The organism is Bacillus sp. 007/AIA-02/001, from assembly GCF_004634455.1.
GTDB lineage: Bacteria > Bacillota > Bacilli > Bacillales > Bacillaceae_G > Bacillus_A > Bacillus_A cereus.
In genome coordinates, this window is sequence record NZ_SEIY01000001.1 from 888,448 (window position 1) to 902,051 (window position 13,604).

Sequence of the window (13,604 nt, forward strand, 5' to 3'; positions counted from 1 at the left end):
CAATTATTGACAAATGGTAGATTGGCACTGTATGGTATATTCATTCTTGATTGACAAAAACAAGAGAAATCAATAAGATTAATGAAGACTTGAATCCACCTCTTAAGGAGGCACTAGCATGTCAGATTACCTCGTAATCGTGGAGTCGCCTTCTAAGGCGAAGACCATTGAGAAATATTTAGGGAAAAAATACAAAGTTGTCGCGTCTATGGGACATGTTCGCGATTTGCCAAAAAGTCAAATGGGGATAGAAGTAAAGAACAACTTCACCCCGAAGTATATTACCATTCGTGGTAAAGGTCCCGTCTTAAAAGATTTAAAATCAGCGGCCAAAAAAGCAAAGAAAGTCTATCTCGCGGCCGATCCAGACCGTGAAGGGGAAGCGATTGCTTGGCATTTAGCGAATACGTTAAATGTGGACGTTGAATCAGATTGTCGGGTTGTGTTTAATGAGATTACGAAAGATGCGATCAAAGAATCATTTAAACATCCTCGTGCAATTAATATGGATTTAGTGGATGCACAACAAGCAAGACGTATACTTGATCGTCTTGTTGGTTACAATATTAGTCCTTTATTATGGAAGAAAGTAAAAAAAGGATTAAGTGCAGGACGTGTACAATCTGTAGCAGTTCGTTTAATCATCGAGCGTGAAAGGGAAATTCAAAACTTTGAACCTGAAGAATTCTGGACAATTAAAACAGAATTTGTAAAAGGAAAAGACACATTTGAAGCAAGCTTTTACGGTGTAGATGGTGAAAAAGTTCAATTAACAAATGAAACGCAAGTGAATGAAATAATTGAACAGATGAAAGACAATGCGTTTTCAGTTGAAAATGTAACGCGCAAAGAGCGAAAACGTAACCCTGCATTACCGTTTACAACATCTTCCTTGCAACAAGAAGCAGCCCGTAAGTTAAACATGCGAGCAAAGAAAACAATGATGCTTGCACAGCAATTGTATGAAGGGATAGATCTTGGAAAACAAGGAACTGTAGGTCTTATTACGTATATGAGAACTGATTCAACACGTATCTCAGAAACAGCTCAAACAGAGGCTCGTACTTACATCACTGAAGCGTATGGTACGGAATACATAGGAACAGAAAAGAAGAAAGAAACGAAAAAGTCAAATGCACAAGATGCGCATGAGGCAATTCGTCCTACTTCGGTAATGAGAAAGCCAGAGGAACTAAAAAGTTTCTTAGGTCGTGATCAACTTCGATTATATAAATTGATTTGGGAGCGATTTGTTGCAAGTCAAATGGCGTCTGCTATAATGGATACTGTGACAGCGAGACTCATTAATAACAATGTTCAGTTCCGTGCAAGTGGATCGGTTGTAAAGTTCCCGGGATTTATGAAAGTGTATGTAGAGTCAAAAGATGATGGTGCTGAAGAAAAGGATAAGATGTTGCCGCCTTTAGAAGTAGGGGAAACTGTATTTTCAAAGGATTTAGAACCAAAGCAACATTTTACACAACCTCCTCCGCGCTATACAGAGGCTCGCCTAGTAAGAACACTTGAAGAACTTGGAATTGGAAGACCGTCGACATATGTACCTACACTTGAAACGATTCAAAAGCGTGGGTATGTAGGCTTGGATAATAAACGCTTCGTTCCGACTGAACTTGGTGAAATAGTAATTGAACTTATTTTAGAGTTTTTCCCAGAAATTATTAACATTGAATTTACTGCCAATATGGAGCAAAGCCTTGATGAAGTAGAAGAAGGAAATGCGAATTGGGTAAAAATTGTTGATGATTTCTACGTAGGTTTTGAACCGCGTTTAGAAAAAGCGGAAAAAGAAATGCGTGAAGTGGAAATTAAAGATGAACCAGCTGGGGAAGATTGTGAATTATGTAATCACCCAATGGTCTTTAAAATGGGTAAATACGGGAAATTTATGGCTTGCTCGAATTTCCCAGATTGTCGTAATACAAAGCCGATTGTGAAAGAAATCGGTGTTACTTGTCCAAGGTGTGATAAGGGTCAAATTATTGAACGCCGTAGTAATAAAAAGAAACGTCTTTTCTATGGGTGCGGTACGTATCCGGAATGCGACTTTGTATCTTGGGATAAGCCAATTGGTCGTAAGTGTCCGAAGTGCGAAGGCATGCTTGTAGAGAAAAAGTTGAAAAAAGGCGTGCAAGTACAATGTATTTCGTGCGATTATGAAGAAGAACAACAAATGTGAGCGTAACTGCTCACATTTTTTTCGGGAAGAAAAGGAAAGGTGATATAAATGACAACACAAGTAGTAAACGTCATTGGCGCAGGTCTTGCAGGAAGTGAAGCAGCTTATCAAATTGCAAAACGTGGTGTCCAAGTTAGATTATATGAAATGAGACCGGTAAGGCAAACGCCAGCTCATCACACAGATAAATTCGCTGAATTAGTATGTAGTAACTCACTTCGTGCAAACACTTTAACAAATGCAGTTGGAGTTATTAAAGAGGAAATGCGCTTAATGGATTCTGTAATTATTCGTGCGGCGGATGAGTGCTCTGTACCAGCTGGAGGCGCTTTAGCTGTAGACCGTCATGAGTTCGCAGCTAAAGTAACAGAATACGTAAAGAACCATCCAAATGTAACTGTAATGAATGAAGAAATTACAGATATTCCAGAGGGACCGACAATTATTGCTACAGGTCCATTAACATCTCCTGATCTTTCTGCAAAATTGAAAGAATTAACAGGAGAAGATTATTTCTACTTCTATGATGCTGCAGCCCCAATCGTAGAAAAAGACAGCATTGACATGAATAAAGTATATTTAAAATCGCGTTATGACAAAGGTGAAGCTGCATATTTAAATTGCCCAATGACAGAAGAAGAGTTTGATCGTTTTTATGAGGCTCTAATTGCTGCTGAGACAGTGCCTTTAAAAGAGTTTGAAAAAGAAATTTTCTTTGAAGGTTGTATGCCAGTAGAGGTTATGGCAAGTAGAGGGAGACAGACGTTAGTATTTGGACCTATGAAACCTGTTGGATTGGAAGATCCAAAAACAGGGAAAACGCCATATGCTGTTGTTCAGTTACGTCAAGATGATGCAGCGGGAACTTTATACAATATCGTAGGTTTCCAAACACATTTAAAGTGGGGACCGCAAAAAGAAGTGTTACAGTTAATTCCAGGATTAGAAAATGCAGAGATTGTACGTTATGGTGTAATGCATCGTAATACGTTTATTAATTCACCTAATTTGCTTCGTCCAACATATCAATATAAACAACGGGATGATTTATTCTTCGCTGGTCAAATGACTGGAGTAGAGGGATATGTTGAATCGGCAGCATCAGGATTATTAGCAGGAATTAATGCTGCGCGTCTTGTGCAAGGTGAAGAGCCAGTTGTATTACCGCCAGTAACTGCGATGGGTAGCATGGCAAATTACATTACGGCAACGAACGCTAAAAACTTCCAACCGATGAATGCGAACTTCGGTCTATTTGCACCGTTAGAGAAGAAGATTAAAAAGAAAGCAGAACGAAATGAAGCGTACGCAGCACGCGCTTTAGAAACGATTCGAAATTTTGTAAATATTTAGTTAAATTTCTTGCAAAGGCTACTAAGTTGTGATACGATTTAGTAGCCTTTATTGAGGTGAGTTGTGTGAATGTGAAGAAATTGTTACAATTATTCGTTGGATATTTACAAATTGAAAGAAATTATTCAAAATATACAATTGCAAGTTATCAAAATGATTTAGAACATTTTGTGCAATTTATGGAACGAGAAGGCATATCCTCTTTTTTAGACGTTACATACGCGGATGTTCGTTTGTACTTAACGACGTTGCACGATGAGAAGTTAGCCCGTAAATCTGTCGCAAGAAAAGTATCAAGCTTACGAAGTTTATATCGTTTTTTGATGCGTGAAGGTTATCGAAAGGATAATCCGTTTGCACTTGCGTCACTCCCCAAAAAAGAATTGTCAATCCCAAAGTTTTTATATGCTGAAGAGTTAGAGGAATTATTTGAAGTTTCTGACACAGAAACACCATTAGGTCAAAGGAATCAAGCTTTGTTAGAGTTGATGTATGCGACTGGGATCCGTGTGAGTGAATGTGTCAATTTACAACTTACCGATATTGACTTTGCGGTGGGAACAATTTTAGTAATGGGAAAAGGAAAAAAACAAAGGTATATTCCGTTCGGAAGCTATGCGCAAGATTCTTTAATTACTTATATAGAGAATGGGAGAAAACAGTTAGTTAATAAGACTGACGAAGACTCTCATATGGTATTTTTAAATGCGAAAGGTAAACCGCTAACAAGTCGTGGAGTTCGTTATGTTTTAAATGAACTCATTAAAAAGGCTTCGCTGACAATGCGGATAAGTCCCCATATGTTAAGGCATACATTTGCTACACATATGCTAGATGAAGGGGCGGATTTACGTACTGTACAGGAGTTATTAGGCCATGAAAATTTGTCGACGACACAAATTTATACGCATGTCTCTAAAGAAAGATTGCGTTCTGTTTACATGAAGCATCACCCGCGGGCATAAATTGCTTTAAAAGCTATAAAAACAAATAAAGGAGTTTTTTCTATGGGAAATTTCCACGCTACAACGATATTTGCAGTTCATCATAATGGAGAATGTGCAATGGCTGGAGATGGCCAAGTGACAATGGGAAATGCTGTTGTAATGAAACATACAGCTCGTAAAGTTCGTAAACTTTTCCAAGGTAAAGTTTTGGCTGGTTTCGCAGGATCAGTTGCTGACGCATTTACTCTTTTTGAAATGTTTGAAGGGAAATTAGAAGAGTATAATGGCAACTTGCAGCGTGCTGCTGTTGAAATGGCCAAACAATGGCGTGGCGATAAAATGTTACGTCAGCTAGAAGCAATGCTCATTGTCATGGATAAAACAACTATGCTCCTTGTTTCAGGTACAGGAGAAGTAATTGAACCGGATGATGGTATTTTAGCAATTGGATCTGGTGGGAATTATGCACTTTCTGCAGGTCGTGCTTTAAAGCAATATGCAAGTGAACACTTAACAGCGAAGCAAATTGCGAAAGCGAGTTTAGAGATTGCTGGCGATATTTGTGTTTATACGAATCACAACATAATTGTTGAAGAATTGTAGAATCGTAAGGGAGGCATTTTATATGCATTTACATTTTACTCCGCGCCAAATTGTGGAAAAATTAGATCAATACATCATCGGTCAAAAAGACGCAAAGAAAGCGGTTGCTGTAGCGTTGAGAAATCGATATCGTCGCAGTAAATTAGCTGAAAATTTACGTGACGAAATTGCACCTAAAAATATCTTAATGATTGGACCGACAGGTGTTGGGAAAACAGAGGTAGCACGACGAATGGCGAAACTCGTTGGAGCACCTTTTATTAAGGTTGAGGCTACAAAATTCACAGAAGTTGGATATGTGGGTAGAGATGTAGAGTCGATGGTACGTGACCTAGTGGAAACATCGGTTCGTATCGTAAAAGAAGAAATGGTAGTGAAAGTTCAAGATAAAGCCGAAGAGCAAGCGAATCAACGTCTTGTTGAAATTTTAGTGCCGAGTCCAGAGAAACAATCTGGATTCAAAAATCCATTAGAGATGCTTTTTGGAGGCACTCAAAATTCGAATCAAACGTCTGATACACAAGAAGATGTTGAAATCGAAAAGAAGCGTCAAGATGTGGAGAGAAAGCTTGCTGCAGGGCTTCTTGAAGACGAAATTGTATCGATTGAAGTGACTGAACAACAGTCTTCCATGTTTGATATGTTACAAGGAACTGGCATGGAGCAAATGGGAATGAATTTCCAAGATGCGCTAGGAAGTTTTATGCCGAAAAAAACGAAAAAACGTAAACTTTCTGTAAAAGAAGCAAGAAAACTCTTGACAAATGAAGAGGCACAGCGCTTAATTGATATGGATGAAGTTACACAAGAGGCTGTTTATCGTGCTGAACAGCTCGGGATTATTTTTATCGATGAAATTGACAAAATTGCTGGTAAGCAGTCGAATAGCGTAGATGTATCACGTGAAGGTGTGCAACGTGACATTTTGCCGATTGTAGAAGGGTCGAATGTTGCGACAAAATACGGATCAGTAAAAACGGATTATATTTTATTCGTTGCAGCTGGAGCGTTCCATATGTCTAAACCGTCGGATTTAATTCCGGAATTGCAAGGGAGATTTCCGATTCGAGTAGAATTAACAAAATTATCGACAGACGATTTTGTTAAAATACTAATCGAGCCTGACAATGCGTTAATTAAACAATATATGGCATTATTGGCGACTGAAGGTATAGAAATTGAATTTTCAGACGAAGCTATTCGTAAGATTGCTGAGATTGCTTATCAAGTTAATCAGGATACAGATAATATTGGAGCAAGAAGACTTCATACGATTATGGAGAAGCTCCTTGAAGATTTATCGTTTGAAGCATCTGAAATTACGTTAGAGAAAATAACGATAACACCTCAATACGTTGAGGAGAAATTAGCAACAATTGCTAAAAATAAAGATGTGAGCCAGTTTATTTTGTAATAGTGTCATCAGGTGACTCGCCCTAGTTTCCAAGTGATGAAAAAATATGTGAGTAACATGTAGGAGGAACTTTTGAAATGGAATTATTAGCAAAAACGAGAAAATTAAATGCGTTATTACAGAGCGCAGCAGGGAAGCCTGTAAACTTTAGAGAAATGTCTGACACAATGTGTGAAGTAATCGAAGCGAACGTATTCGTAGTTAGCCGTCGTGGTAAATTACTAGGTTATGCAATTCACCAACAAATCGAAAACGAACGCATGAAGCAAATGCTTGCAGAACGTCAATTCCCAGAAGAATATACACAAAGCTTATTCAACATTACAGAAACATCTTCAAACTTAGATGTGAACAGTGCTTACACAGCATTCCCAGTAGAAAACAGAGAATTATTTGGTCAAGGTTTAACTACAATCGTACCAATCGTTGGTGGCGGTGAGCGTCTAGGTACATTAGTATTAGCTCGTCTTGGTCAAGAGTTCTTAGATGATGATTTAATCCTTGCTGAGTACAGCTCAACTGTTGTAGGTATGGAAATCTTACGTGAAAAAGCAGAAGAAATCGAAGAGGAAGCACGTAGTAAAGCTGTTGTTCAAATGGCGATCAGCTCATTATCTTACAGTGAGTTAGAAGCAATTGAGCACATCTTCGAAGAATTAAATGGAACAGAAGGTTTACTTGTTGCAAGTAAAATTGCTGATCGCGTAGGAATTACTCGTTCTGTAATCGTAAATGCACTACGTAAATTAGAAAGTGCTGGTGTTATTGAGTCTCGTTCTTTAGGTATGAAAGGAACATACATTAAAGTGCTAAACGACAAGTTTCTACAGGAACTTGCTAAATTAAAAACAAACTAATTTGTAAAAACTCTCCTCGATTGAGGAGAGTTTTTTATGTGCAATGGATAGATGGTGCTTGTGAAAAGTGTCATAAGCGTGTTTTCTGAGAAAACTATTAATTGTATTTATTTTTTTGCTTAAAAGAAATGAAGGTTGGTAATACTAGAATTCGAGTATGAACAAAGAAAGTTTTACATTGTTCGCATTTTCGACTTGATTGTAATATTTCAGTATGATATAGTAAGCAGTGGTGTCAGTACAAAGTACACACGTTTACTGATTTAAGTGTTGGTGCTACGTTTGTAGTTTCGCTTAGAGATGAAGTAAACGGAGGATATCAAAAACCATTTAGGAGGAACTATATTATGTCAGTAATTTCTATGAAGCAATTGCTTGAAGCTGGTGTTCATTTCGGACATCAAACTCGTCGTTGGAACCCAAAAATGAAGCGTTACATTTTCACAGAGCGTAACGGTATCTACATCATCGACTTACAAAAAACTGTGAAAAAAGTTGAGGAAGCTTACAGAACGATGCGCGACATCGCTGCTGAAGGCGGAGACATCTTATTCGTAGGTACTAAAAAACAAGCACAAGAAGCTATTAAAGAAGAAGCAACTCGTGCTGGTATGTACTTCGTTAACCAACGTTGGTTAGGCGGAACTTTAACAAACTTCCAAACAATCCAAAAGCGTATCAAGCGTCTTAAAGACATCGAAAGAATGCAAGAAGATGGTACTTTCGAAGTACTTCCTAAGAAAGAAGTTGTTCAACTTAAAAAAGAGTTAGAGCGTCTTGAGAAATTCTTAGGCGGTATTAAAGATATGAAAGGTCTTCCAAGTGCATTATTCGTAGTAGACCCTCGTAAAGAGCGTATTGCAGTTGCTGAAGCACGCAAATTACACATTCCAATCATCGGTATCGTTGATACAAACTGTGATCCAGACGAAATCGATCACGTTATCCCAGCAAACGATGATGCAATTCGTGCTGTAAAACTTCTTACATCTAAAATGGCAGACGCGATCCTTGAAGCAAAACAAGGTGAAGAAACTGTTACTGCGTAACAAAGTTGGAAAGGTGATAAGGGGTTCGGCCTTTTATCACCTTTTTTAAGGTATAAACACCTTTATAAAAGGTATAAATACATATTTTAGGAGGATGAAAAGTATGGCAATCACTGCTCAAATGGTAAAAGAATTACGTGAAAAAACTGGCGCAGGTATGATGGACTGCAAAAAAGCTTTAACAGAAACTAACGGCGACATGGAGAAGGCAATTGACTTCTTACGTGAAAAAGGTATTGCGAAAGCTGCTAAAAAAGCTGACCGCATTGCTGCTGAAGGTTTAACTTTCATCGAAACAAACGGTAACGACGCTTTAATCTTAGAATTAAACTCTGAAACTGATTTCGTTGCGAAAAACGAAGGTTTCCAAACACTAATTAAAGAATTAGCTGCTCACTTATTAACTAACAAACCAGCTAACGTTGAAGAAGCTATGGCTCAAACAATGGAAAACGGTAAAAAAGTTGAAGAGCACATCAACGAAGCAATCGCTAAAATTGGTGAAAAACTTACACTTCGTCGTTTCGAAATCGTATCAAAAACTGATGCAGATGCATTCGGCGCTTACCTACACATGGGTGGACGCATTGGTGTATTAACAGTTCTTGAAGGTTCTACTGATGAAGCTGCTGCTAAAGATGTTGCAATGCACATCGCTGCAGTTAACCCTAAATACATCGACCGCGATGCTGTAACAGCTGAAGAAGTTGAGCATGAGCGTCAAGTATTAACACAACAAGCATTAAACGAAGGCAAGCCTGAGAAAATCGTTGCAAAAATGGTTGAAGGCCGTTTAGGCAAATTCTTCGAAGAGATTTGCTTACTTGACCAAGCATTCGTTAAAAACCCTGATATGAAAGTTCGTCAGTTCGTTGAGTCTAAAGGCGGAACATTAAAAGGATTCGTTCGCTACGCTGTTGGTGAAGGTATCGAAAAACGCGAAGACAACTTTGCTGAAGAAGTAATGAACCAAGTAAAAGGTAGCAACTAATACAGATTAGGGAACACATTGTGTTCCCTTTTTTAAAATAAAGATGTAAGCAATTGGAGGTTCATTATGAGTAAACCGAAATATAATCGTGTCGTTTTAAAGCTAAGTGGAGAAGCTTTAGCTGGAGAGCAAGGATTTGGAATTAACCCAACTGTTATTAAGTCAGTTGCGGAACAAGTAAAAGAAATTGCAGAACTTGATGTAGAGGTTGCTGTTGTTGTTGGTGGCGGTAACATTTGGCGTGGGAAAATTGGAAGTGAAATGGGCATGGATCGTGCAGGGGCAGATTACATGGGCATGTTAGCGACAGTTATGAATTCATTAGCTCTTCAAGATAGCTTGGAGAATATCGGAATTCAAACTCGTGTACAAACTTCAATTGAGATGCGTCAAGTTGCAGAACCTTACATTCGTCGTAAAGCAGTTCGTCACTTAGAGAAAAAACGTGTTGTTATCTTTGCAGCAGGTACAGGTAACCCATACTTCTCTACAGATACAACAGCAGCATTACGTGCGGCAGAAATTGAAGCAGATGTAATTTTAATGGCGAAAAACAATGTAGATGGTGTATATAATGCGGATCCATCTATTGATCCAACAGCTACGAAATATGAAACGCTTACTTACTTAGACGTATTAAAAGAAGGTTTAGGTGTAATGGATTCTACAGCTTCTTCTCTATGTATGGATAATGATATTCCATTAATTGTATTCTCAGTTATGGAAAAAGGTAATATTAAACGTGCCGTTTTAGGCGAAAATATCGGAACAGTGGTAAGGGGGAAATAAATATGGGACAACAAGTATTGAAGTCTTCAAATGAAAAAATGGAAAAAGCAGTTGCTGCTTATTCTCGTGAATTAGCAACAGTTCGTGCTGGCCGTGCAAACGCGTCTGTATTAGATAAGGTACAAGTTGATTACTATGGTGCACCAACACCAGTTGTGCAATTAGCGAACATTACAGTTCCAGAAGCGCGGTTACTAGTAATTCAACCTTATGATAAAACTTCTATCGGTGATATTGAAAAAGCAATTTTAAAAGCAGATTTAGGCTTAAATCCTTCTAATGATGGAACTGTAATTCGTATTGCATTCCCTGCATTAACAGAAGAACGTCGTCGTGATCTTGTAAAAGTTGTGAAAAAATATGCTGAAGAAGCTAAAGTTGCTGTTCGTAACGTACGTCGTGACGGAAATGATGATCTTAAGAAGCTTGAAAAAGCTGGCGAGATTACAGAAGATGATTTAAGAGGATATACTGAAGATATCCAAAAAGAAACAGATAAATATATTGCAAAAGTTGACGAAATCGCAAAAAACAAAGAAAAAGAAATCATGGAAGTGTAATAGCGATAACTTCGCAATTATGACCCTCTTCTTAAGGGGGTCTTTTTACACTTTTAGGCATACGTCTGCTTGCTGGAGGGTATGAATGATGTTTAAAAACTTTCCTTTTTTTAAAGGTAAAAAGGACACATCGTTTGATCATCTCGTTGAAGAAGTGAAAAAAGGATATATCCCAGAACATATTGCCATCATTATGGATGGGAATGGAAGATGGGCAAAGAGGAGAGCAATGCCTCGTATTGCGGGACATCATGAAGGTATGCAAGTTGTAAAGAAAATTACAAAATTTGCAAGTAAACTTAATGTGAAAGTGTTAACTCTTTATGCTTTTTCAACTGAGAACTGGAAAAGACCGAAAAAGGAAGTTGATTATTTAATGAAGCTTCCAGAAGAATTTCTAGGTACATTTTTACCAGAATTGATTGAAGAAAACGTACAAGTCCGAGTAATAGGGCAAAAAGATCGTCTTCCTACGCATACACGCAGAGCGATGGAGAAAGCCATGGAAGATACGAAAGAGAATACGGGATTAATTCTTAATTTCGCGTTAAACTATGGAAGTCGAGATGAAATCGTTTCTGCTGTGCAACATATGATGAAAGATAATGAGGAAGGAAAAATTCGTTCTGAAGAGGTAAGTGAAGAAATGCTCTCCTCCTACTTAATGACGAGTTCTTTACCTGATCCAGAGTTGTTAATCCGAACAAGCGGAGAGCTACGTATTAGTAATTTCATGTTATGGCAAATTGCATATTCGGAGTTTTGGTTTACAGACGTGTATTGGCCAGACTTCAAAGAAGAACATTTGCTAAATGCGATTACTGACTTTCAACATAGAGGGCGCAGATTCGGAGGCGTGTAGAAAGAGAGGGTTTGGTAGTGAAACAGAGAATTATTACTGGAGTGGTTGCTGCCGCGCTATTCATTCCCATCGTAATATACGGTGGCGTGCCTTTTACGGTTTTAGTGTATGCACTTGCTTCTATAGGTTTATATGAATTAATTCGTATGAATAAGCTTACGCTTATTTCAGTACCGACAGTTTTAGCTGCAGTATTATTGTGGATTCTTTTAATTCCAAGTAGTGCATCAGAACTGTTTACATGGATTGGATTAGGTAAATTGGAAATCACATTTGTGATTGTTTTATTACTTTTATCATATACAGTCCTTTCTAAGAATACATTTACTTTTGATAATGCTTCATTTTTACTGATGGCAACGACATATGTGGCAATGGGATTCTTATATTTAAATGAAACGAGAATATTAGGAATTAAATATGTATTTTGCGCATTATTTGTTATATGGGCTACTGATTCAGGCGCATATTTCGTAGGAAAAGCATTGGGCAAGAGAAAATTGTGGCCAGAAATCAGTCCAAATAAAACGATTGAAGGTTCATTAGGGGGCATCGTTTGTGGAATTATTGTGGCACTTGTTTACAACGTGTTCTTCCCAGTCGAATCGAATGTAGTAATTTTAATTGTGCTGACAATTATTATTTCTATTTTTGGACAAATTGGTGATTTAGTACAATCTGCTTTTAAACGTCATTATGGCGTAAAGGATTCAGGTACAATTTTACCTGGGCATGGTGGTATATTAGACCGAACAGATAGTTGGTTATTCGTTTTACCAATTCTCTACTTCTTATTACAATATAATTAATAAATGAACGAGGGGTTGGAGTCATGAAAAACATTAGTTTATTAGGTGCAAGCGGATCAATTGGTACACAAACTTTAGATGTATTACGCTCGCACCCAGACCAATTCCGTCTCGTTGCTTTTTCTGTAGGGAAAAATATTGACTACGCAGTAAAGGTAATTCAAGAATTTTCTCCGCAAATCGTCTCTGTGCAAAGAGAAGAAGATGTTTTAAAATTACAATCTGTTTCTGGTAATACAAAAATTGTATATGGTAGTGAAGGACTTTTAGAAGTAGCACTACATCCAGATGCGGAGATTGTAGTAAATGCTGTTGTAGGTAGCGTAGGGTTGTTACCAACACTTCGTGCAATTGAGGCGAAAAAAACAATTGGAATTGCAAATAAAGAAACGTTAGTAACTGCAGGACATCTTGTAATGGAAGCAGCACGAAAACATAATGTTTCGTTACTTCCAGTTGATAGTGAACATTCGGCTATTTTTCAATGCTTGAATGGTGAAAATGAAAAAAGAGTTTCTCGTCTTATTATAACGGCTTCTGGTGGAAGTTTCCGCGATAAAACGAGGGATGAATTGCATCATGTGACCGTAGAAGATGCGCTTCGACATCCAAACTGGTCAATGGGTTCGAAAATTACAATTGATTCTGCTACAATGATGAATAAGGGACTAGAAGTAATTGAAGCACATTGGCTTTTTGGTATCCCTTATGAGCAAATCGATGTTGTTTTACATAAAGAAAGTATTATCCATTCTATGGTTGAATTTGAAGATCGTAGTGTAATGGCGCAGCTTGGTTCACCTGATATGCGAGTACCAATTCAATACGCACTTACATATCCGGATAGACTGCCTCTTTCAGACACAAAACAGTTAAACTTATGGGAAATAGGGACGTTGCATTTTGAGAAAATGGACCAAGAACGATTCCGTTGTTTACGTTTTGCGTATGAAGCTGGAAAAGCAGGTGGAAGTATGCCAGCTGTAATGAACGCAGCGAATGAAGTAGCTGTTGAAGCCTTTTTACAAAAGAGAATTGATTTCTTAACAGTGGAAGACCTCATTGAAAAAGCAATGAACCATCACAATGTCATTGCACGACCGAGCTTAGAGGAAATTTTGGAAATTGATGCGGCCACAAGACGGTTTGTGATGGAACAAATTTAGCAAAGGT

General features: G+C 37.9%; 13 protein-coding genes. All 13 read left to right on the top strand.

Features of this window, described 5'->3' with window-relative positions; all coding sequences use genetic code 11:
• The first annotated feature begins 118 nt into the window (after nt 1–118).
• A complete protein-coding gene (gene topA / locus ES895_RS04825) occupies nt 119–2,197 on the top strand; it encodes a type I DNA topoisomerase (RefSeq protein WP_098283098.1) in 2,079 nt (692 codons plus the stop codon).
• Nucleotides 2,198–2,245: 48 nt separating this feature from the next.
• On the top strand, nt 2,246–3,550 hold the full coding sequence (gene trmFO, locus ES895_RS04830) for an FADH(2)-oxidizing methylenetetrahydrofolate--tRNA-(uracil(54)-C(5))-methyltransferase TrmFO (protein WP_000213002.1): 1,305 nt from the start codon (nt 2,246–2,248) through the stop codon (nt 3,548–3,550).
• A 65-nt stretch (nt 3,551–3,615) separates the two neighbouring features.
• Nucleotides 3,616–4,515 (top strand): tyrosine recombinase XerC, encoded by a 900-nt coding sequence (xerC, locus tag ES895_RS04835; protein WP_001101241.1) that lies wholly within the window; start codon nt 3,616–3,618, stop codon nt 4,513–4,515.
• A 42-nt stretch (nt 4,516–4,557) separates the two neighbouring features.
• Nucleotides 4,558–5,100, top strand: coding sequence for an ATP-dependent protease proteolytic subunit HslV (hslV, locus tag ES895_RS04840; RefSeq protein ID WP_000526272.1), 543 nt, complete (start codon nt 4,558–4,560; stop codon nt 5,098–5,100).
• Between the two features lie 22 nt (nt 5,101–5,122).
• Nucleotides 5,123–6,514 carry an ATP-dependent protease ATPase subunit HslU gene (hslU, locus tag ES895_RS04845; RefSeq protein ID WP_000550087.1) on the top strand — a complete coding sequence of 464 codons (1,392 nt, stop codon included), beginning with the start codon at nt 5,123–5,125 and terminating at the stop codon, nt 6,512–6,514.
• A 77-nt stretch (nt 6,515–6,591) separates the two neighbouring features.
• Nucleotides 6,592–7,371, top strand: coding sequence for a GTP-sensing pleiotropic transcriptional regulator CodY (codY, locus tag ES895_RS04850; RefSeq protein ID WP_000421290.1), 780 nt, complete (start codon nt 6,592–6,594; stop codon nt 7,369–7,371).
• A gap of 347 nt (nt 7,372–7,718) precedes the next feature.
• Nucleotides 7,719–8,420, top strand: a complete 702-nt coding sequence (gene rpsB, locus ES895_RS04855) for a 30S ribosomal protein S2 (RefSeq protein ID WP_000111485.1) — start codon at nt 7,719–7,721, stop codon at nt 8,418–8,420.
• A 103-nt stretch (nt 8,421–8,523) separates the two neighbouring features.
• Nucleotides 8,524–9,411: a translation elongation factor Ts gene (tsf, locus tag ES895_RS04860; protein ID WP_001018578.1), complete on the top strand. Its 888-nt coding sequence runs from the start codon at nt 8,524–8,526 to the stop codon at nt 9,409–9,411.
• A gap of 66 nt (nt 9,412–9,477) precedes the next feature.
• Complete coding sequence (pyrH, locus tag ES895_RS04865) at nt 9,478–10,200, top strand: UMP kinase (RefSeq protein ID WP_000042668.1); 723 nt, start codon at nt 9,478–9,480, stop codon at nt 10,198–10,200.
• Nucleotides 10,201–10,202: 2 nt separating this feature from the next.
• The gene (gene frr, locus ES895_RS04870; protein ID WP_000531501.1) at nt 10,203–10,760 is read left to right on the top strand and encodes a ribosome recycling factor; all 558 of its coding nucleotides are present in this window, start codon (nt 10,203–10,205) and stop codon (nt 10,758–10,760) included.
• An 85-nt stretch (nt 10,761–10,845) separates the two neighbouring features.
• Nucleotides 10,846–11,622 (top strand): isoprenyl transferase, encoded by a 777-nt coding sequence (uppS, locus tag ES895_RS04875; protein ID WP_000971296.1) that lies wholly within the window; start codon nt 10,846–10,848, stop codon nt 11,620–11,622.
• Nucleotides 11,623–11,639: 17 nt separating this feature from the next.
• Nucleotides 11,640–12,431, top strand: coding sequence for a phosphatidate cytidylyltransferase (cdsA, locus tag ES895_RS04880; protein ID WP_000813592.1), 792 nt, complete (start codon nt 11,640–11,642; stop codon nt 12,429–12,431).
• A gap of 23 nt (nt 12,432–12,454) precedes the next feature.
• Entirely contained in the window at nt 12,455–13,597 is a 1,143-nt protein-coding gene (gene dxr / locus ES895_RS04885) for a 1-deoxy-D-xylulose-5-phosphate reductoisomerase (protein ID WP_000790377.1), read from the top strand.
• The last annotated feature ends 7 nt before the right edge of the window (nt 13,598–13,604 follow it).